The organism is Filimonas effusa, assembly GCF_004118675.1.
Taxonomy (GTDB): Bacteria; Bacteroidota; Bacteroidia; order Chitinophagales; family Chitinophagaceae; genus Filimonas; species Filimonas effusa.
The window spans coordinates 1,380,076-1,399,740 of sequence record NZ_SDHZ01000001.1 but is presented as its reverse complement, the minus strand read 5'-3'; the positions used below and the strand labels follow the sequence as shown (position 1 = coordinate 1,399,740).

20 protein-coding genes and 1 tRNA gene are annotated in these 19,665 nt (G+C 42.6%); 13 read left to right on the top strand and 8 right to left on the bottom strand.

The window, feature by feature from the left end:
* Nucleotides 1-30: 30 nt before the first annotated feature.
* The 8 genes from ESB13_RS05125 to ESB13_RS05100 all read left to right on the top strand — a co-directional run bounded on the left by ESB13_RS05125 (nucleotide 31) and on the right by ESB13_RS05100 (nucleotide 7,326).
* On the top strand, nucleotides 31-297 hold the full coding sequence (locus tag ESB13_RS05125) for a hypothetical protein (RefSeq protein ID WP_129001942.1): 267 nt from the start codon (nucleotides 31-33) through the stop codon (nucleotides 295-297).
* Nucleotides 298-300: 3 nt separating this feature from the next.
* Nucleotides 301-1,653, top strand: a complete 1,353-nt coding sequence (locus tag ESB13_RS05120; protein WP_129001941.1) for a relaxase/mobilization nuclease domain-containing protein — start codon at nucleotides 301-303, stop codon at nucleotides 1,651-1,653.
* 11 nt (nucleotides 1,654-1,664) lie between these two features.
* A complete protein-coding gene (locus ESB13_RS23915; RefSeq protein ID WP_220399551.1) occupies nucleotides 1,665-2,414 on the top strand; it encodes a YWFCY domain-containing protein in 750 nt (249 codons plus the stop codon).
* A gap of 31 nt (nucleotides 2,415-2,445) precedes the next feature.
* Nucleotides 2,446-3,630: a type IV secretory system conjugative DNA transfer family protein gene (locus ESB13_RS23910; protein WP_220399550.1), complete on the top strand. Its 1,185-nt coding sequence runs from the start codon at nucleotides 2,446-2,448 to the stop codon at nucleotides 3,628-3,630.
* 206 nt (nucleotides 3,631-3,836) lie between these two features.
* Complete coding sequence (locus ESB13_RS05110; protein WP_129001940.1) at nucleotides 3,837-5,102, top strand: hypothetical protein; 1,266 nt, start codon at nucleotides 3,837-3,839, stop codon at nucleotides 5,100-5,102.
* Nucleotides 5,103-5,104: 2 nt separating this feature from the next.
* Nucleotides 5,105-6,529 carry a hypothetical protein gene (locus tag ESB13_RS05105; protein ID WP_129001939.1) on the top strand — a complete coding sequence of 475 codons (1,425 nt, stop codon included), beginning with the start codon at nucleotides 5,105-5,107 and terminating at the stop codon, nucleotides 6,527-6,529.
* 1 nt (nucleotide 6,530) lies between these two features.
* Entirely contained in the window at nucleotides 6,531-6,890 is a 360-nt protein-coding gene (locus tag ESB13_RS23720) for a hypothetical protein (RefSeq protein WP_164974098.1), read from the top strand.
* Nucleotides 6,883-7,326, top strand: a complete 444-nt coding sequence (locus tag ESB13_RS05100) for a PIN domain-containing protein (protein ID WP_164974097.1) — start codon at nucleotides 6,883-6,885, stop codon at nucleotides 7,324-7,326. Before ESB13_RS23720 ends, ESB13_RS05100 begins: the two co-directional genes overlap by 8 nt.
* A gap of 215 nt (nucleotides 7,327-7,541) precedes the next feature.
* On the opposite strand, the gene ESB13_RS05095 is transcribed toward ESB13_RS05100, so the two are convergent.
* A complete protein-coding gene (locus ESB13_RS05095; protein WP_129001937.1) occupies nucleotides 7,542-8,468 on the bottom strand; it encodes a site-specific integrase in 927 nt (308 codons plus the stop codon).
* The gene (locus tag ESB13_RS05090) at nucleotides 8,443-8,814 is read right to left on the bottom strand and encodes an Arm DNA-binding domain-containing protein (protein ID WP_129001936.1); all 372 of its coding nucleotides are present in this window, start codon (nucleotides 8,812-8,814) and stop codon (nucleotides 8,443-8,445) included. The genes ESB13_RS05095 and ESB13_RS05090 overlap by 26 nt, the downstream gene beginning before the upstream one ends.
* A 270-nt stretch (nucleotides 8,815-9,084) precedes the next feature.
* On the opposite strand from ESB13_RS05090, the gene ESB13_RS05085 reads away from it, so the two are divergent.
* Genes ESB13_RS05085 through ESB13_RS24010 form a run of 3 tightly spaced genes read left to right on the top strand, consistent with a single transcriptional unit; the run spans nucleotide 9,085 to nucleotide 10,410 of the window.
* Nucleotides 9,085-9,435, top strand: coding sequence for an ISAon1 family transposase N-terminal region protein (locus ESB13_RS05085; protein ID WP_129001935.1), 351 nt, complete (start codon nucleotides 9,085-9,087; stop codon nucleotides 9,433-9,435).
* Complete coding sequence (locus ESB13_RS24015) at nucleotides 9,428-10,081, top strand: ISAon1 family transposase (RefSeq protein ID WP_246022439.1); 654 nt, start codon at nucleotides 9,428-9,430, stop codon at nucleotides 10,079-10,081. Before ESB13_RS05085 ends, ESB13_RS24015 begins: the two co-directional genes overlap by 8 nt.
* Nucleotides 9,964-10,410: a transposase gene (locus ESB13_RS24010; protein ID WP_342772667.1), complete on the top strand. Its 447-nt coding sequence runs from the start codon at nucleotides 9,964-9,966 to the stop codon at nucleotides 10,408-10,410. Before ESB13_RS24015 ends, ESB13_RS24010 begins: the two co-directional genes overlap by 118 nt.
* Before the next feature lie 124 nt (nucleotides 10,411-10,534).
* Here ESB13_RS24010 and ESB13_RS05075 read toward each other — a convergent pair.
* Nucleotides 10,535-10,608, bottom strand: a tRNA-Pro gene (locus ESB13_RS05075).
* A 399-nt stretch (nucleotides 10,609-11,007) separates the two neighbouring features.
* On the opposite strand from ESB13_RS05075, the gene ESB13_RS05070 reads away from it, so the two are divergent.
* Nucleotides 11,008-12,972, top strand: a complete 1,965-nt coding sequence (locus tag ESB13_RS05070; RefSeq protein ID WP_129001934.1) for an FAD-dependent oxidoreductase — start codon at nucleotides 11,008-11,010, stop codon at nucleotides 12,970-12,972.
* Between the two features lie 96 nt (nucleotides 12,973-13,068).
* Here ESB13_RS05070 and ESB13_RS05065 read toward each other — a convergent pair whose 3' ends face one another.
* The 3 genes from ESB13_RS05065 to ESB13_RS05055 all read right to left on the bottom strand — a co-directional run bounded on the left by ESB13_RS05065 (nucleotide 13,069) and on the right by ESB13_RS05055 (nucleotide 14,688).
* Nucleotides 13,069-13,563 carry an SRPBCC family protein gene (locus ESB13_RS05065; RefSeq protein WP_129001933.1) on the bottom strand — a complete coding sequence of 165 codons (495 nt, stop codon included), beginning with the start codon at nucleotides 13,561-13,563 and terminating at the stop codon, nucleotides 13,069-13,071.
* Nucleotides 13,560-13,877 (bottom strand): ArsR/SmtB family transcription factor, encoded by a 318-nt coding sequence (locus tag ESB13_RS05060; protein WP_129001932.1) that lies wholly within the window; start codon nucleotides 13,875-13,877, stop codon nucleotides 13,560-13,562. The genes ESB13_RS05065 and ESB13_RS05060 overlap by 4 nt, the downstream gene beginning before the upstream one ends.
* A gap of 145 nt (nucleotides 13,878-14,022) precedes the next feature.
* Nucleotides 14,023-14,688: a DUF1579 domain-containing protein gene (locus tag ESB13_RS05055; RefSeq protein WP_220399549.1), complete on the bottom strand. Its 666-nt coding sequence runs from the start codon at nucleotides 14,686-14,688 to the stop codon at nucleotides 14,023-14,025.
* Between the two features lie 436 nt (nucleotides 14,689-15,124).
* Between ESB13_RS05055 and ESB13_RS05050 the strand changes: the two genes are divergently transcribed.
* Nucleotides 15,125-16,954: a hypothetical protein gene (locus ESB13_RS05050; RefSeq protein WP_129001931.1), complete on the top strand. Its 1,830-nt coding sequence runs from the start codon at nucleotides 15,125-15,127 to the stop codon at nucleotides 16,952-16,954.
* A 141-nt stretch (nucleotides 16,955-17,095) separates the two neighbouring features.
* Here ESB13_RS05050 and ESB13_RS05045 read toward each other — a convergent pair whose 3' ends face one another.
* Together ESB13_RS05045 and dusB are read right to left on the bottom strand one after the other, a co-directional pair.
* Nucleotides 17,096-18,220 (bottom strand): GNAT family N-acetyltransferase, encoded by a 1,125-nt coding sequence (locus tag ESB13_RS05045; protein WP_129001930.1) that lies wholly within the window; start codon nucleotides 18,218-18,220, stop codon nucleotides 17,096-17,098.
* Nucleotides 18,221-18,389: 169 nt separating this feature from the next.
* Nucleotides 18,390-19,427: a tRNA dihydrouridine synthase DusB gene (gene dusB, locus ESB13_RS05040; protein WP_129001929.1), complete on the bottom strand. Its 1,038-nt coding sequence runs from the start codon at nucleotides 19,425-19,427 to the stop codon at nucleotides 18,390-18,392.
* Nucleotides 19,428-19,665 lie beyond the last annotated feature (238 nt).

Here is a 19,665-nt window from a genome sequence, read left to right as displayed (position 1 = left end):
GCTGATAACCTATAAATGTGAAGAGAGAATATGAAGCAGCAAGAACCTGGTTATACACGCCGGATCACCATCCAGCTGCGGCCTGAAGAATTCGAAAAGCTCGATGCCAAACGCAAAAAATCAACGCACCAAAGCCGGAGTGATTTTGCCCGGAATATCTTACTCAGTAAGCCGGTCACGATGAAATACCGCAATCAATCTGCCGATGAAGTATTATCTGCATTGCTGAAGATCAAAGCGGCAATTGCTCCTGAAGAAAACAGAAGAAATCCGTATCCGTCTCATTCAAATTCATGAAGTATGCGCCCGCAAATAAGTTACCCGAAATCCTTGTCCCGGGTGTTGAACTATAACGAAAACAAAGTCAAAGATGGCAAGGCATTGCTACTGGCGGCTGTCAATTTTTTGAAGAACCCCGACGAATTAAAGTACCGTGAGAAGTACGACACCTTCAAAGATCGCATGGATCTGAACACCCGTGCTGATACCAAATTGCTGCATGTATCCCTGAACCTTCATCCGTCCGAGACACATAAACTCACGCCTGAATTTTCTAAAGTATTGGCAACGGAGTTCATGGAAAAGATGGGCTTTGGTGACCAGCCGTATCTTGTCTACCAGCATTTTGACGCCGCACATCTGCATCTGAACATAGTGACTACACTCATCAAAGAAGATGGCGAACGCATCAATACCCACTACCAGGCGAAAGAGAAATCGGAGCCGATACGTAAGGAACTGGAAGAAAAATACGGGCTGATAAAAGTGGATAAACTGGATAAGGCTGCCGAGAAAAGACAGGCGCTTGCACTTGATACGCGCAGTGTTCAATACGGCAGATCAGAAACATTGCGGGGTATTACTAATGTCCTCGATCATGTGCTTCTTACTTACCGTTACACATCACTGGAACAACTCAACACTGTTTTAAAAGGCTTCAATGTCATCGCTGATCGTGGTAAAGAAGGGTCCAGTATGTATGAAAACCGTGGCCTGTATTATAGGGCGCTTGATGAAAACGGGCAGAAGATCGGCGTACCTATCAAAGCCAGCGACATCTACAGTAAGCCGACACTCGATGAACTGGAACGACATTTTAAAGACAATCAACAGCAAGCAGAAAAAGGAAAGCAGTCTCTAAAAACGAAGATTGACTGGCAGATCAGTCAGCAACCCCTAAGTCTGCGCGCCTTCCAGCAGGGATTGGAAAAGGAAAACGTTTCGCTCGTTATCTGGCAGAACGAGCAAGGGCGCGTATATGGCCTGACCTTTGTCGACCACGATAAAAAAACAGTCTACAACGGCTCTGACCTCGATAAAAATAAAGAATACGGCGCCAAAAGGATTATGGAACGAATGGGGCTATCCCTTTTTCCAGAAGAGGGCAAAAAAGCGGAAAAGCTGTTTCAGAAAGATCTTAATAACTCCGCTGCCCATGAACGATCCCCGGCCAATTCCACAGCAAAACAGTCACAGCCTGATCGCAATGAAAGATCAAAGCTACCGGAATTGTCAAACGACACTTCGCCACTAACAGAGCTGATGCAGCCGAAGGGAGGCGGTCAATCTTTGAATCATGCGCTCAAAGATGACGAAGAAGAACGTCGCAGAAACCGCCACCAACATACCAACGATAATTCCCTGGAACGCTAAAATCAATGACAATGAAAAACGGAACACCTGAAATCGGATTGAAGAAAATCCTGGATATGACACGTGGGATCAGCATTTTTATCTTGCTCCTGCACTGCTATTATTTTTGCTATGGTGCTTTTAAAACATGGGAACTGACCGCCGCACTTTCCGACCGTCTGCTTGGCAATATTATACGGACAGGGCTGTTCAGTTCCATTCATAAATCAAAATACCTGGCACTGGCCTTCCTCGTTGTCTCCCTTATGGGAGCAAAAGGAAAGAAGTCTGAGAAATTGAACTACCCCATCGCCCTAGCTTATTTAATTACCGAGCTGTTGATCTATTTCGGTGCAGGTCTGATCCTGTTCTGGCGCGAAGCGCCTCAACTTGTTGGAAGCACATACATGGCGATCACCAGCATTGGTTTTATCCTGATCCTGACCGGTGGCACACTGCTATCACGCATCATTAAGTTGAAACTACAGGGCGATGTATTCAATAAAAACAACCAGACATTCCCGCAGGAAGAACGATTGCTGGAAAATAAATACAGCTTTAATTTTAAGGCGCGCTATGAATTGAAGGGAAAACAACGGCGCAGTCAAGTATCTATCGTGAATCCCTTTCGCAGCCTGCTGACAGCCGGACTACCGGGCAGTGGTAAAACAAGACGGATCGTGAAACCCATTTTGGAGCAAGCCGTCCGAAAAGGCTTCGGTATCTGCTTGCATGATTTTAAATATCCAGACCTGACACCTACCAATATTATTACGGTATAAGCACCTGTATAAAGTCGAACCGAAATTTTTTGTGCTGAACTTTGATGAAATCCAGCACCGCTGCAACCCACTGAAGATAGAATCCCTCAAAGATATTACCGATGCTGCGTCCGCCTCCCGCAGTATTTTACTTGGCTTAAACCAGGACTGGATCGACGAACAAGGGGATTTTTGGGTGGAATCGAGTATAAATTTTGTAACGGCTATCATCTGGTTTTTGCGGTTGTATAAGGATGGAAAATACTGCACCCTGCCGCACGTCATCGAGATGGCGCAAACCGATCTGGATAAACTATTGACCATCCTGCGGGCTGAACCACAATTGGAAGCATTGGCAAAACCTTTTGTCCAGGCACTGACGGGTGATGCGGGTAAACAATTGATCGGGCAGATCTCCGGGGCTACCATGAGCCTTGCTACTTTAGCTTCCCCGAACCTTTACTATGTATTATCCGCCGATGATTTTACGATGACAATCAATGATCCTAAAGCGCCGAAGATCGTTTGCATCGCCAATAATCCGATGAAGGCGAACGTATACAGCCCCATTGTTTCTCTTTACCTTAATAACCTGCAAAAGCTCGTGAAGGAACAGGAAGAACAGCCCTGTCTCATTATGCTGGAAGAGTTCGCCAATCTTTCCTGGCCCGGCCTGTCTAAGTTCTTAGCTTATTGCCGGTCTTATCTCGTTTCCGTTGTGATGGTCATACAGGATTCCAGCCAGTTGGTGGCCCAATATGGCAAACAACAGGCAGATGTTATTCTGAACATGGTGGGCAATATTATCTCAGGGCAGGTTACTGGTCAACACGCCAAAGATCTGGCAGAACGCTTTGGGAAGATCATGCAGGACAGAGAGAGCATTGCCATCAACAGCAGTGAAACCTCCGTTACCAAATCCAAACAATTGGATTATGCCATACCGCAATCGGTTATTGCCGCCCTGTCAGCCGGTGAATTCGTTGGTGTCGTAGCCGACAATCCGGATCAGAAGATTGAACAGAAAATGTTTCATGCTGAATTTATCCTAGATGAAAATACAGTGATTAAATCAACCGCAGGGGATGATAAATCGAAGGGGCAAATAGACCAAAAAACGATACTGGCTTCCTTCCTCCAAATTAAACAGGATGCAAAAAATATCATTTCCGATGAACTTGAACGAATCCTGAACACCCCGGAGCTGAGGCGATTGGTAATTTCGTCCAATAAATAATCGCATCTGACAGCCATTAAAATAAAAATGACAAGTCTCGAATACTAATAGCCTCACATAATGTACTAGAAAAAGTTGGCTTAATTAGTTAAAAACTAGTCGTGAACAGTTGAAAAAAGAGGTATATTTCAGATATTTGTTGATATCTTATTTCACGGAATGAAGTAAGATGTATTTATTTCATAACAAAAATAACCACGTCTCTTTTGAGCAAGCTCCTTATTGAACCAAAAATAACAAGTGTCAAAAAGTTTTACTTTCTTGAATACTTTTACATTTTGCTCAAAAGCGTAGAGCAACATCAAAGTAAAAAGGAAATTTTTAGTGACTTTCGGAGAAGAAAGGACTCTTTTCAATTAGGCGAATCGAAATATAGAAAAATAATTACTCCAGATGAAGAAATGTCGAGTAAAAAGCTGAAGAGATATGAATATACTTTAAAAGAAGTTATTGAAGAATCCAAACTGTACAATCTAATTGAAAGTAGAGGTGAAGATTTTTTTCTTACCACTACAGGAAAAAATCTGATTAATAATTATGAACGAAACTTGGATGAATACCATTTGGCTATTTTCAATTTGATGGAAAGGGAGCTTCACGGATTCTATTATCTGATACAGAAGTGTTATTCCGCCAGTAAATCTGGCCTATTAATATTTCCAGTTTATTCTCCTCTAAGATTAAATATTGCTAAAGAGTCTTTCAAAAAGACGGCAGACGTTATTAATTATATAAACCTACTCGTTGAAAAACTAAGAAGTGACATAAAGGAGCACTTAAATATCGAACAGAATCTTTCCTCGACAAAAGAAAATTTAATAGCGAAGTTGGTGAGCGCTGGGCTTATAGACTTGTCCCCTGAGGCTCCACTTAAGAATGCAGACTATAACGTCATCGTTAAACGGATAAGGGATCACTGGCTCAACTATTTTTTAAATGATATTTATAAAATGCAAATGAGCCTTAGCTACTTTGATATTTGGTGCTATCGAGGAAAACAATTAGGAATTATAAATGCAACTGAATTTTACTACAATTTTAGCGGAAAAATAGTGTATCCTATATCGATTTTGACACCAAGTGTGTCTAATAGAGATTTTCTTGAAATTTTTCAATATCCAGAAAATATAAAACTGTTTATACACTCTCCCTCTTTTGAAAATATGATTGAAGAATTTACAAAGTGTGTTTATGAATCGTACATCGATCTTAAAAGCAGAGTTAAAACTTACTTTGTTAATCTCGCTGACTTGAGGGATCTAGTTTGTTTTAAGTTAAAAATATCTTACAATAAGTTTGTAGAGTTTTTAGAAAGCCTATACCAGCTTAATCTTAGAAATGAAACCAAAATAAGCATTTCGTTAGAAGCTGACAGATTACCATCAGAAACAAAAGCGATGTATTTAAAACGCGAACCGATAGTTGTGGATAATAAATCTCTAAACATAATAGCAATAGACATAAAAAAATAACAATGAGCAAACTGCTAAAAAAAGCAACATCATCAATTGATGTGATACCTCAGGGTAAGTTTGAAAGGTATTTATTAAACGAAAATCCTTTTCCCTCTCAGGCTATTCTCAATAAAGATTCAACAGAGCGAAAATTCAATGGCAGTATTTATGAACCCGAGATCCGGAGTGTCGAATGGGAAAAAATGCTTACAAACTTTATAAAGGTTCCTCAAAACGATTTGAATCATCAACGTTTAGGTTTTATTCTCGACTCTTCCTATATCGGAAGAGGAAACGGAAAGACTGCTTTTCTTCTAAATCTGACAAAAAAAATAAACGAAGAGTATTGCTTAGATCTTTCCGATAATGTTAATAAATGTTTTGCAATCTATTTTCAACCAGAGTCCGGAGGGAAAACTAAATCATTTGACAACTTTGTTGATATTCTATTTACTGCAATTATTGACAGTAATATAATCAGCAACGCTCTTGCTATTTTAAGGATCGAAGCTATATCCACGTTACTAAATTCATCGACATTTTTAGAGTCATTCACTGATGAAAATGAGATTGTAGCAAAATTCAACAACAAAGATTGGTTTTCGAGTAAGGAAAGGAACGAGATATTTGAATGCTCAAAAACAGATATAGGTAAACAAATTCTCAAAAACTCTCATTTACAAGGAATATCCAGTGACTTTCCTCTTTATAAAGAAGCACATCTAGTTCTTACTAGTATCGTTACTCAGAAAGAATTTATCGAATACTTTAATTCTCTAAAAAAGGGTAAAGATAGGATGGATTTTATCTTTACGGATTTAGTAAATGTTTTTTTGGCAGCTGGTTTTAATGGAGCTTATTTGTTTGTAGATGACTTCGAGCGGATACCGGATCATCAGAGTGCAATACAAAAGAAGGACTTTGTAACCCAACTTAGAACCATCTTATATGATGGACTTTACTTAAATTCAAAAATAGGCTTCTATAATATTATTCTCGCACTTCACGCGGGTGTGCCGCGAATTCTTCAAGATGCATGGGGACTTTCCGGGCTAGAACAGCGGGTTTCATTGAATCCCTCCATTGATAATCCGCGTCACATGATCCTTTTTGACAAAATTAATGAAGTTCATGCCATAATGCTTATTCAGAAATATTTATCGGAATACAGAACGTCAGATTCGGGTAAACCCTTAAGTCCCTTTACTGAAGGAGCAGTTAGGCAAATTGGCCTAACCGCAGAATTTAATGCAGCCAAGATTCTACAAATGGCGTATAATATCATTGAGAATGCTGCAAACGACGGTATTGAGGAAATTGACGAGCCTTATATAGGTAGCTTAACTAAGCAAGGTGCTATAAACATACAATCAGATACATTGCCGGATTCAATCTCGACGACAAAAACAGTAGACTTACTTAACAAATCAAATCAGACGGATTAGGATGAAATATGTTCTAAGCAAAAACAATCAGGAAATATTCCTTAACTCGGTTTTAGGACAAACCCTTTGTGATGATAAAGAAATCTCTGAGTTAGTGGAGGGGTGTAAATATTTTTATCATGAAGTTCATGGCAACTCCTATTTCCTTTCAAAAAGTAATGAAACTAATATACGCAAGAATGGCGTTAGTAAACAATTTATAACTTCGGTCTTTTCTCTTGCCAACGAAAGCAACTTTGCTATTGAGGAAATGACTGTTGATTTTATAGAATTCCTAATATCGCAGCCTTCGAATGCGGAAGTATCATTAGATGAAGAAATCCATTCCGTACACCAGAATTATTTGGAAAGGTATGAATAGAATATTTGTAATTGATACTGTAGCACTCATTAACTATTACAACATTTTTTTTCATGAAAAGGATATGTTAAGTCCTAATGTCAGAAATGCTATTTCGAAATGCCTGGATAGATCTTATGATTATTTCAAACTAATAATCCCATCTGTCGTCTTCGTAGAAATATACAAAAACTTTTTACGTAGCGAAGAAATGGCCCGAAAATTTTACTACGAAATCTTTATTCAGCTTAAGGAATGCGAGGATGTGGAGATTAAACCAATTGAGCAAGAAATTGTTAGTCTATTGCTTGATGTTGATTCGGAAAGAACTCTTGAACTACATGACAAAATCATTTATGCTTCGGCAGTACAAATGGAATGCACATTGATAACTAATGATCCTAAAATTATAAAAGCAAACAAGAGAGATAAGTTTATTCCTGAGATTTTGTTTTGAAGTTATACAGTTATTATTTCTGTATATTACCCATTGGAAACATTTGTCAAATTAGTGGCTACAAACTATGAGAGTATGCAACCTTATGGCGAGATATACCTGAATTTGAAAAAAATTCATGAAAAGACTTAAAAAGGTTACTCAAAATGAGTAACCTGAGCTATAATACAATATGTAAATAATATGGCCGCTATTTTACCTTGCAGATAATTTTATCACGCAACCCCCAAAAACTGCTGCTTCTTTGCAGCGAATCGTTGCTGAACCTGCGCCGTATCTTCCAAGATTTTCTCTTCGTCAACATCTGCATAAACCTCTTTAGTAGTCGCAAGTTTGGCGTGTCCCATCATTTTACTAACTGTTTCAAGTGGAACTCCATTCTTTAAGTTTAACTCCCTGGCAAAAAAAGCTCTTGCCTTTTTGGTATCCAGGTGTATCGGAATGTTAGCTGCCGAGGCAATTACCTTCAAATACCGGTTGAAATCTTGGTTACTGATATAAGGAAAAATTTTACCTCGTGATAATGCTGCCGGTGTATTGCTGTATTTAGCCATAATTTCCCTGGCAATGGGCGGGACGGGAATCGCCGCCAATTCGGTGCTTTTCTGACGATAAAGCGTACATAAAAGATGCTCCCCGGAAACCTCAAAATGAGTTTCATTGAGATTCATTAAATCTACACAGCTGGCACCGATATAACAGTCAAAGACAAACAGGTCCTTAACTAAAGTTAGCTTTGGATCATCAAATTTTAGATTCTCGATACGTACAAAATAAGCGAGGGTTAATCTTTCGCGAATGACCTTCTTTCGATCTGGAATGTATGGATCAAAAGGACTGTCTTTTATCCATTTCATGTCTTTGGCCATTCCCATCATTTTGTTTACGCGTTCCATGTGTTTAAATAAACCGTTTCCTTTACATGGGTCATGCTTCTTTAGCGGTTTGGTGCGAATATGTCTTTCCAGTTCCAGAATGGCTTCATAATCGAACATCAATAAATCTACGTCTTCCTTTTTGAAGTAATCCAGCATAAAATTTCCCAGATACTTTGCTGTTGTTACATAGTTTTTTAGTGTGCCGCCCTTCAGTTTATTGGTTTCGCCTTCCAGATTTTCATGCTTTTGGATTAAATCTTTCATGGTATGCCCTGACGAGGGGGGGACGCTGGCTGATATGCCTGTTTTCGTAGTGCTGTCTTACGCTCTCAGCCGTCACTTCGTATCTACCTGCTTCTAATGTTCGTTTACTCTCTTTAAGGCGAAAACGAACATCGTCGATATAATCGTTCAAGGCCTGAACTTCGACATTTCGGCCTTTCAATTTTTCGGCCTTGCTGTCCCACGATGCAATAGGGATTTTCTCATTGAGAGAAATTTCGGTTTCATCGCCGTTGACAGTGACCTTCACTATCAGATAGGCAAACGAGCGGTTGCTTTTGGTCTTTCTTGCTTTAAAGTCGATAGCAAAACTTTTGTCTTTTTTCATACACACGATTTGAAATGATTTAAAATGGTTTCATTTCTCTCTTCTAAACCTCACTTAAGACGGGAAAAAGGTGACTTCAAAATGCAATAAAATATGTTATATCAAATTAAACATCAATCAGTTACGCAGATTTCCGGGAGACAAATCTATCTTAAAAAATGTCTCCCCGATTTTCTCCCGAAAAGGATGCTATATTGGATCAGTTCGAAAATTTGGGGGATATTGTAAAAAAGGTTTGATTTGCCGTCGATACAAAACGGTAATAGGAAATTGAGTACTGAAAGAGAGATATTAGGCTATTTTTTACCAGAAGGGACACTGGAATATTTTGACATCGTGCATATAGTTAAAGACAAAGCTGGCCTTGTCCTGTTTTTAGAAGAAAAGAACATTCCTGCTGAAGAATACAAAGAACAAAAGCTTCATTCTAAGGGCTTCTATCCTGAAGTACGTGTCCAGGACTTCCCTATTCGCGATAATAAAGTAGAATTAAGCCTCAAACGCCGCCGTTGGGAGGTTCAGTCAAGCGGAGAAATTGTATCGCGCAACTGGGATCTGGTAATGAAAGGAGCACGACTGACCAAAGAGTTCGCGCTTTTTTTAAAAGCAGCATTTGGATAATCATCCTGTCAGCTGCCATCAACTGGCCAGAATGTATCAAATGGATGGCCGGCAACTTCAGCAGCAATACAAACACCATATCTCAGACTACAAAGAATGGGACCAGCGTGACCATGCGAGTCAATGGATGCTATTTGAGAAGAATATGGGCACTCATTTAAGCATTGATGAGACGGCATTGTCTAATGATGAGCTTTATACAGTGGTAACGAATAAATCTGCCAAAGGCCAAAAGGGAGCGATCGTAGCGATGATTAAAAGTACCCAGGCTGACAAGGTTATCGAGGTGTTGCAACGTATTAGCAGGCGATTGCGACAGCACGTAAAGGAGGTCACCCTCGATATGGCTGCCGGCATGCATGTGATCGTCAAGCGCTGTTTTCCCTATGCTCACCGCGTAGTAGACCGCTTCCACGTACAACAACTGGCATCGGAAGCAGTGCAGGAAATACGTATCAAGTATCGATGGAAGGCGCTGGATGAAGAAAACGAACAAATAGCCAGGGCTAAAAAACAAGGACAACTTACATACCTCAGCTATTACCTAACGGCGATTCTCCCAAGCAGTTACTGGCGCGCAGCCGTTATCTGTTATTCAAACACAAAGACTGCTGGACAGATACTCAAAAGCAGCGGGCTATGCTAATGTTTGAGCATTATCCCGGCATAAAGAGTGCCTATGACCTCTCTATGAGGCTGTCAAATATCTTCCGTCATTGTAAGTGCAAGGAAGAAGCCTTTAAAAAACTAGCCCTGTGGTTCAACGAAATAGAAGAGGCGGGAATCGAATCTTTTAGAACCGTATACAAGTCCATCGAAACTCACTACGAAAGCATATTGAATTACTTCAATAACAGAAGCACTAATACGTCAGCAGAATCTTTTAACGCCAAAATCAAGGCTTTTAGGGCCTCCGCCAGAGGCGTAAGAGATATTAATTTCTTCCTTTTTAGACTTGCGAAGATTTATGCCTAAAAGTTTAATCCCTCAACTTTTTGATATGATCCTATATTTTGATATATCTTCAAATGCCCAAAAACAAAAATGCCTGTAAATCAATTATTTACAGGCATTTTAATCTGCTTTGAATAGCTAAAAGTCGGGACGACTAGATTCGAACTAGCGACCCCTTGCACCCCATGCAAGTGCGCTACCGGGCTGCGCTACGTCCCGAACATTTCTTTGACACTTTTGTCAAACCGGGCTGCAAATGTATTGTGTATCATTGATATTGACAAAATTTATTACGCAGTTTTTCATGGCCGACTGGAAATTTTCTGTCTAAGCTACTGGAAACAAAAAAAATGTGAATGGAACACCTTCCTCTTGGACGTTAGTACGTCTGGTTAGGTGGATGGGTTATTGCCTGCTCGCTTGCTATAGGAATATGAGTAGCTACAGCTCATGCTTAACGAGGCTATTTTTCAGTTGGGGGCTGATGCTGATAGGCAAACAGCATTCATAGAGGACTGGCCGGCTTTCTGAAGCTGCATGGTGGATAAAGACTTAGGGGATGTTTGGTATTCAATAGCGGGCTTGGTCAGGGTATTTACCAGTTATTAAATGAATCTTATGAAGAAGTCTTTGGTCTGGATTGCCTGCTGTTGCCTATTGTTCGGGCAGTATGTTTGTGCGCAGTCTGTTGTTTATGTTGATGTTTGTGTATATGGTGGCAACTCTGCGGGCGTTATCGCTGCTTATACTGCAAAACAATCGGGTAAGTCGGTTTTACTGGTAGAGCCGGGGGCGAGATTGGGCGGTCTTAGTTCAGGGGGACTTGGCTATACTGATATTGGAAACAAGTATGCCGTCACAGGGTTAGCGCTGGATTTCTACCGTCGAATGGGGAAACATTATGGCAAACTGGAGGCCTGGATCTTTGAGCCGCATGTGGCTGAAGAAACTTTCCGCTACTATATTGAAAAGGCGGGAGTGGATGTTCTGTTCCGGGCGCCGCTTCTAAGCGTTAAGAAGGAAGAAAATGCTATTAACGAAATTACTGTCGGGGAAAAGATCATAAGGGCCAGGGTGTTTATCGATTGTTCTTATGAGGGGGATCTGATGGCAAAAGCTGGTGTGGGTTATGTGATAGGGCGTGAAGCCAATGAGTTGTATGATGAATCTTATAACGGGGTACAATTAAGAGGCGAACACCAGTTTCCTGATGGCATCGATCCTTACAAGATTCCGGGCAAGGCTGAATCTGGGTTGCTATGGGGGATTAGTCCGGGGGAACTCGCGCGGCAGGGGAGTGGTGATGATAAGGTGCAGGCTTATAATTTCAGGATCTGTCTTACTGATAACCCTGATAACAGGATTGCTATTACGAAGCCGGCGGGATATGCACCGGAAAAATACGAGTTGTTGCTGCGGGTATTGGAGAAAAGACCTGCAAAAGATCTTTGGGCTTTTCTGAAGTTCGATCTTATGCCAAACCATAAGACCGACATCAATAATAATGGCCCTTTTTCAACGGATATGATTGGTATGAATTATAATTATCCTGAGGCTGATATGGCTACGCGACAACAGATCATCGATGAACATACGGTGTATACAAAGGGGCTTCTGTATTTTATTGGTAACGACCCGCGTATGCCGGAACATATTCGCCGTCAAATGCAGCAATGGGGGTATCCTAAAGATGAATACCAGGAAACAGGACATTGGTCGCCACAGTTGTATATCCGCGAAGCCAGAAGGATGAAAGGGGCTTATGTCATGACGCAGGCCAATTGCCAGGGGAAGGAAATTGTTGATGATGGCATTGGCATGGCAGCTTATACGATGGATTCTCATAACTGTCAGCGTATCGTTGTCGATGGTATGGTGAAGAATGAAGGGGATGTGCAGGTGGGAGGCTTTGGTCCTTATCCTATTGCTTATCGTTCTATTACGCCTGTTAAAAGCGAGTGTACGAACTTGCTGGTGCCTGTTTGTCTCTCGGCTTCTCATATTGCTTATGGTTCTATCAGGATGGAGCCGGTGTTTATGGTGCTGGCGCAATCTGCTGCCGTTGCGGCAGTAATGGCAGTTGATGGAAAGGGTGCTGTACAGGATATCGATGTGAAGGGCTTGCAGGCGCGTTTGAAAACTGATCCGCTGGCGGATGGTTCTGCTCCTGAAATTGTTGTAGATAATGATGATGCCAGGCATGTTGTTATAAAGGGTAGGTGGTTGTCTCAGTCCAGGGGATATGGCGCTTCGTGGTTGCTTAAGGATAGTGCTTCGCAAGAGCCGGCTTTTGTTCGTTTTGTGCCTGAAATTGGTAGGGCGGGTGTATACCAGGTATATACTTATTTGCCTAAGCTGGGAGCTGGGGCAGGCAAGATGCAATTATCGGTATTTGATGGGGTGAGAAAACATAAGATCGTTATTGAAAATGATAAGCTGGAGGCTGCGGGGCAGACTTCAGGCGCGTGGGTGGAATTGGGGACTTTCCGGTTTGGAGCCGGTAAAGACAACTATGTTGAAATTGTTGCTGGTAGTGGTTCCGGTTCCGTGGCGGCAGATGCTATCTTGTTGATTCCACGTTGAGGTCGGGTATATCAAAAGCCTTTTCCCTTGTTGACAGGAGCGTGTCTGCAGGGTAAAAGGCTTTTGATAAAATAAGGCGCGAATCGTAAGACTAAATTAGTGGACCAATAGTTCGTCGAGGTTGCTTAGGCCGGCCTGGAATCCTTCTTCGAAGCCTAATTCGATAATCTTTTTCATCTCGACTTCACTCTCGAAGTTTATCTGGATGGTTACTTTGGTGCCATTGTCTGTTGCGACAAAATCGTTTGACCAGTTCATGTCGGGAAGATCATGTGTGCGGTTGCCTTCTGCATCGGCAAAACCATTGATCACTGTAAAGCGTTGTTCGGGCACGATGGTGATGAAGTCGACCCGGCACCATTGTTCGCTGCCGTCGGGTCCAACCATGGCATAATGCCATAAGCCGCCTTCGCGGAAATCCATTGTTTTGGTACGTGCTTTCCAGGGCTTAGGTGCCCACCACTGATCCAGTAAGGCTGCTTCTGTCCAGGCTTTCCAAACCTGCGATACAGGGGCATTGAACTCTTTCACTACGGTTATTTTACCGCCTACCGCATCTTTAGTGAAAATGGCTTGCTTTTGTGTTGTCATAGTCCGGTTTTTGAATTTTGTAATAAATCGTCCAACTGCTGAAACCTTTGTTCCCAAACCTGGCGAAACGGTTCCAGCCAGTCGGCTATCTCTTTCATCGAGTTGGCGTTGATATGATAATAAATTTCCCTGCCAGATTGTTCTTGCCGTAGCAACTGGCATTCTGTTAAAACCTTGATATGTTTGGATACGGCCTGCCTGCTGCTGTTAAAATGCTCAGCGAGTGCATTAGGTGTCATGGCCTGAAAAGCAATCAGGCTCAGTATCGCCCTGCGTGTTGGATCGGCTATTGCCTGGAATACATCTCTTCTCATGATTTGCGCAACTGTTCGGTTGCAAATATATATGCAATTAATTGGTTGCGCAATATTGAGAGCCTATTTTTTGTTGAATGGCCTGTTTTCATAAAAAAGGCCCGCAAATAATTGCGGGCCACTGGGTATGATTCGGAATAGTTGCTTATTTCCTTGTGAACTTAATTTCCATCATTTTGTACTCTTTGCCTGTTTTGGAGTCAGGGCCGTACATTTCCATGATCTCTGTCTTGGCATCAACGATCTTATATACTTCACGCATCTTGCATTCTTTTCCATTGGCAGGATTGATAGAGCTGCCGGTCAGTGTCATCGACTTGCTGCTTTCGTCCCAGGGACCTTCCATCTTCATAATGCCTGTTCCCATATTGTCCACCCAGGTGCTGATAAACTTCTTAAGATAGTTGTCATAACCTACGATGCTCATGCCTTCAAATGGCATTCCCATGAAATTACCACTGAAGTTACTCTGCTGGTAGCGTCCTCCCAGGATCATTTTGTTCGTAATGGTGGCCTTGCTGCTCATAGGAGCGCCATCGGCGGAATGCCACATGGTAACTTCTCCGTTCCATGACCCGTTCGATTTGGCTAATGCTTCATGCGAAGCGCCGGGAGTAGCGTATTCCTGCCAGGCTTTCATTTCAGTGGCGGAATCTACTGGTTCCCATTTTTCCTCCGTTGCAGGTGGCTTGGTGGCAGTGGCGGCAGCGGGAGCGCTGCTGTCCGAAGTCGTTGTGTTGGAATTGGTGCTACTGTTACAGGCGATAAGTGTGATAGCAGCTGTACAAAAAACAGCCATTGTCTTTTTCATAAATGCAATTTTCTCCAAAATACAAAAATATAGGAGAAAACAAAATAGCTGTAAGCCTTATTATTATTGAGTTTCATATAAGAATACTTGTTGCGGTTGTAAGGGAATTATAGTTTATTATAAATTATAAGTATGTGTTTGGGTCGTATGAAATATGTTCCAAAAAGCTTCCCGATCTGCTGCTGCCAATTCCCGGGATGATAAAGTACAGCCGGCTGCCATACATGACAAAGAAGGGTAGAAGCAGATAGGAAATACAACGGAAAAGCCGGTGAACGTTAAAGAAAACAGAATGTTGTCCGGGGAGGGATGCTCGATCTGGGATAAACGGTTTTAAAACCTCACGTGGTATAGCCATCAAATAATAAAATGATATATATCATTGTTACTCATAGCGGGGAAACAGACATTCGCTAAAAATTATAGCCCCCACACGATGAGTTCTGTACCACATAGCTTTCATATACCGGTTTTAGGATTAGGGTATACAATGGATACTCCCATAAAAGTAGCGCGTTATGGCATCTCTTCTGTGATCTCTATTGTAGATGATCAGCTGATAGAGAAAATGAGGGGATATTATGCCTTGCATCATGGCAAAGCCTATACGCCCATTACAGAAGACGAACACGACTTCAGAGCCAAACGTACTACCAGCTACCTCAACCTCGTACAGGAATTGGTGCAGGAGCAGATGGCAACCCTCAAAACCCTGCCTTTCGGAGAACAGAACGATCTCGCCAAATACTTTGAGCTCTTACCCGAAGACGCTGCCCTTAAACTGGCTTATCAGCAAATGCTGCAGTTGCCCGGGGGAGAGCAGAAACAACAGCAGCAAGAAATGCTGCGTAATTCACTGGTAGCAGGCTCCATCGATGTGAACATCATGGTGAAGGTAGATAAAATGAATACCGACGCCGATGGTAACATGTTGCCTTCCGAATATTCCGATGCCCTCGCTTCTCTGAGAGGTTTTGCACAAAGCGATCTCAACGCAGGCGTCGTTCTATCCGCAGGATACAACCCCCGTTTATACAATTACATAGATCAGTTTCCCGATTTCTTTCCTGATGAGAACGGAAATTTCAGAAAGAAGATCATATTGAAAGTTAGTGACTACCGCTCTGCGTTGGTTCAAGGAAAAATTCTTGCAAAGAAAGGTATTTGGGTATCAGAATTCAGGATTGAATCGGGGCTGAACTGTGGCGGTCATGCCTTTGCAACAGACGGACTGCTGCTGGGACCAATACTCGAAGAATTTAAAACAAAGAGAACGGCATTGGCAACGGAACTGGGCGATCTCTGTAACAACGCCCTTGCCGCAAAAGAGCTGCCGGTATTCACAGCTGTACCGGAACTCAGGATCACGGTACAAGGTGGTATAGGTACTGCAAATGAACAGGCCTTCCTGCTTGAATACTACGATGTAAATGCTACAGGCTGGGGAAGCCCATTCCTGCTGGTGCCCGAAGCTACTTCCGTAGATGCATCTACCTTACAGCAGTTGGCCACCGCCAGCAAAGACGATTACTTTATGAGCGACGCATCTCCGCTCGGCGTTCCCTTCCATAATTTCAGAATAAGCAGCTCTGAAGATCAACGTAAAGAAAGAATTCAGAAAGCACGGCCTGGAAGCCCCTGTTATAAAAAATTCCTGGTAACAGATACTGAATTTACCAGTGCGCCTATCTGTACCGGCTCCCGTCAGTATCAGAACCTGAAACTTAAACAGCTTAACAAAGACGAAATGTCTGCCGAAGAATATCAGGCAGCCATGGATAACATCGTTGTGAAAGACTGCCTCTGCGAGGGCCTTGGCGCTTCCGCTTTATTGAAGAACGAGATCCCTTTATCGCATAACCTGGGCGCTGTAACAATTTGCCCCGGCCCCAACCTGGCTTATTTCTCCGGTGTGTTTTCGCTGGCCGAAATGGTAGGACATATCTACGGACGTATCAACCTCCTGAATTCCCTGCCCCGCCCGCATATGTTCATCAACGAACTGCACCTGTATATAGATTATTTCAAGAAAAAACTCGATGCTACAACCGTACTTAATCCCAAACAGGAAAAGTACCTGCAGACGTTCAAATCAAATCTGCTCGAAGGCATCCAGTACTACAAGGACAAAGTTTCACTGCTGAAAAAAGAAAGCAGCCAATACCTGGCTACTATGAAAGAAGATCTTGAAAAAGCAAGTTGTGTTTTAAAGAACCTTTCTCTTACAGCACCACAACCTGTCCCTGTACCCGTAGCTGCGCGTTAGTATAAATAGATATAGTAAACTGCAAAACCGGTAAAAAGTAGCTTCTGCTCACTTCTTACCGGTTTTCTTTTTTGTGCAGGTGACAATAACATTTAGTGCTGGTTGCAGCCTGTAATGGAGGCTACACTGCCGGTCAAATGGTTAATCCTTCTCGTAAATACGATAGGTTTTATCCAGCTTTGCCCCAATATCGATAATAGCCTTGTTCATTGGTAAATTGTTCTCGAGTATCCACGAAGCTTCCGTTTCCACCAGTCGCGGATGTTTCATGAAATAATCGATGATCCCCATATAAAACATCGTTTCTATACCCATCTTACGATAGCCTTCAATAACGCCTAACAATGGTATACGTAATGCCTTTACCTTGTTTTTGCGCAACAACAGCTTGAAAATACCTGTAGGCAAAAGACGTCCTCTCTTGATAGTGATCAATATCTCGTTGATATTCGGGATCGCGGCGCCAAACCCCACCATTTTGCCGTTATGCTCCGCAATAAGGCACAACTCCGGATCCAGGATCATCTTAAGATCCTTCGCCATATAATCAAACTCCTTATCGCTCATAGGAGCAAACCCCAGGTTTTTATCCCATGCAGAATTATATACCTCCCGGATACGGCTTGCTTCATTCTTGAAGTCCTTCATGTTTACAGGCCGGATCGTAATATTTTTTTTCTTGAGCTTTTCCAGGAACACCGCCTGGAACCTGCGTAAACGGCTGTCATCAAATGTCTCCTTATGATACAGGTAAGCATAAATGTCGATCCGCTTACGAAAACCAGCCGCCGTTACAAGCTTCTCGTAATAAGGCTTGTTATACGTCATCAATACCTTGGGTGGAGTAGTAAATCCATCCACCAGCAAACCACAGGTCTCATTGGTAGAATGGTTTACAGGACCTATGATCTTACCCGTCACCCCCTTGTCTCTCAGCCATTTCTCTGCCGTTGAAAACAATAGTTGGGAGGTCTCAACGTCATCAATGCAATCAAAAAAGCCGAAGAAACCTTCATTTACATTATTGAACCTGTTATGATTGTGATTGAGGATGGCGGCTATCCGGCCGGTGATCTTCTCTCCATCATAAGCAAGGAACAACTGCATTTCAGCATGTTCAAAGAAAGGATGTTTCGGGCTCAGAAGATCGCGCTGCGCGATGAACAACTCAGGAACATAATTGGGATTTCCTTCATTAAGATCATGGGGGAAGTCAATGAACTTGGCAGTTTGCTTGGAGTTTTCTACCGGAACGATCCGTTTCATATATTAAGTAATTGCAATTTAAATGGGAGGTGAATCCCGCTAAATTATAGATACTTAATATTATTTCCGAAAGTAAATTTGAAAACAGGGATAGGCGGTAACGCCAGTCGTGCTATTTCTTTAGAAGCCCGTACCTCATTTCTCATGGAAAACGTTACAGGATGGCTCCCTATAACGGACAGTTCTCATGATAATTGATCAGCTCGATAGCCGTACGCTGAATTTCAAAGTCACCATACTGTGTTACTATTGTATCAAGTACTGATAATATCTCCTCCTGTGTCTTAAGCGTCACCAGGCGGCTGCGCCATTCTTTCAGTTCAGGTAGTCCTTTAAGGTATTTGGTATAATGCTGGCGCATCTCATAAATGCCTGCTACCGGCCCTTTCCAGTCAAGTAGTTTCTCCAGGTGCATCTTGCACACAGCCACACGATCCTGCACCGAAGGGGGAGGAGGCAGCTCTCCCATAGCAGCATAATGTTTGATCTCACGGAAAAGCCAGGGATAGCCAATGGCAGCCCTTCCAATCATGATACCATCAACGCCATAACGGTTTTTATAAGTCAGCGCCTTTGCAGCACTGTCTATATCTCCATTACCGAAGATCGGGATATGTATACGCGGATTGTTCTTTACCCTGGCAATAAGCGACCAGTCTGCCTCGCCTTTATACATTTGCATGCGCGTACGGCCATGAATGCACAGCGCCTTTATACCCACATCCTGCAAACGCTCCGCCACCTCTTCTATGTTCTTGTTTTGCTCATCCCAGCCAAGACGTGTTTTTACGGTAACCGGCAGTCGTGTGGCATTTACACAGGCCTTGGTTAGCCGTACCATAAGAGCTACATCCTTTAATACTCCGGCGCCAGCCCCCTTGGTCACTATGCCTTTGACAGGACAACCGAAGTTGATATCTATCAAATCAGGCTGCGTAACATCGGCAATCTGCGCTGCCAGTGCCAGCCTGCCTTCGTCCCCGCCAAAAAGCTGGATCCCCACCGGCCGCTCCTCCTCAAGCAAATGAAGTTTACGGCGGCTGCTGATGGCTTTGTTGATCAATCCCTCGCTCGAAATGAATTCCGTATACACCAGGTCGGCCCCGTTAGCCCTGCACACCGCCCGGAAAGGAGGGCCGCTTACATCTTCCATCGGGGCTACCAATAGTGGAAAATCCGGAAGTTCAATATTGCCTATCTTCACCAAAACTGCTAAGTATTAAAGAGTTATATTGTTGGGGCCTTGCCCTTGAAACGCAAAGATAACAACGGATACCCGAACTGAACAATGCCTCCCGCTACCAAAAAGTACGCTTTATATAGCCGCCTCTAAGCCGCCTTAAAGCCGCATTACCCCTGCAAACGTTCCATGCGCTCTCACTGCCACGCCAATGCCAGTTTCATCTTTGATCTATTTCCCTATCTTTGAAATATATAAGCGCTTA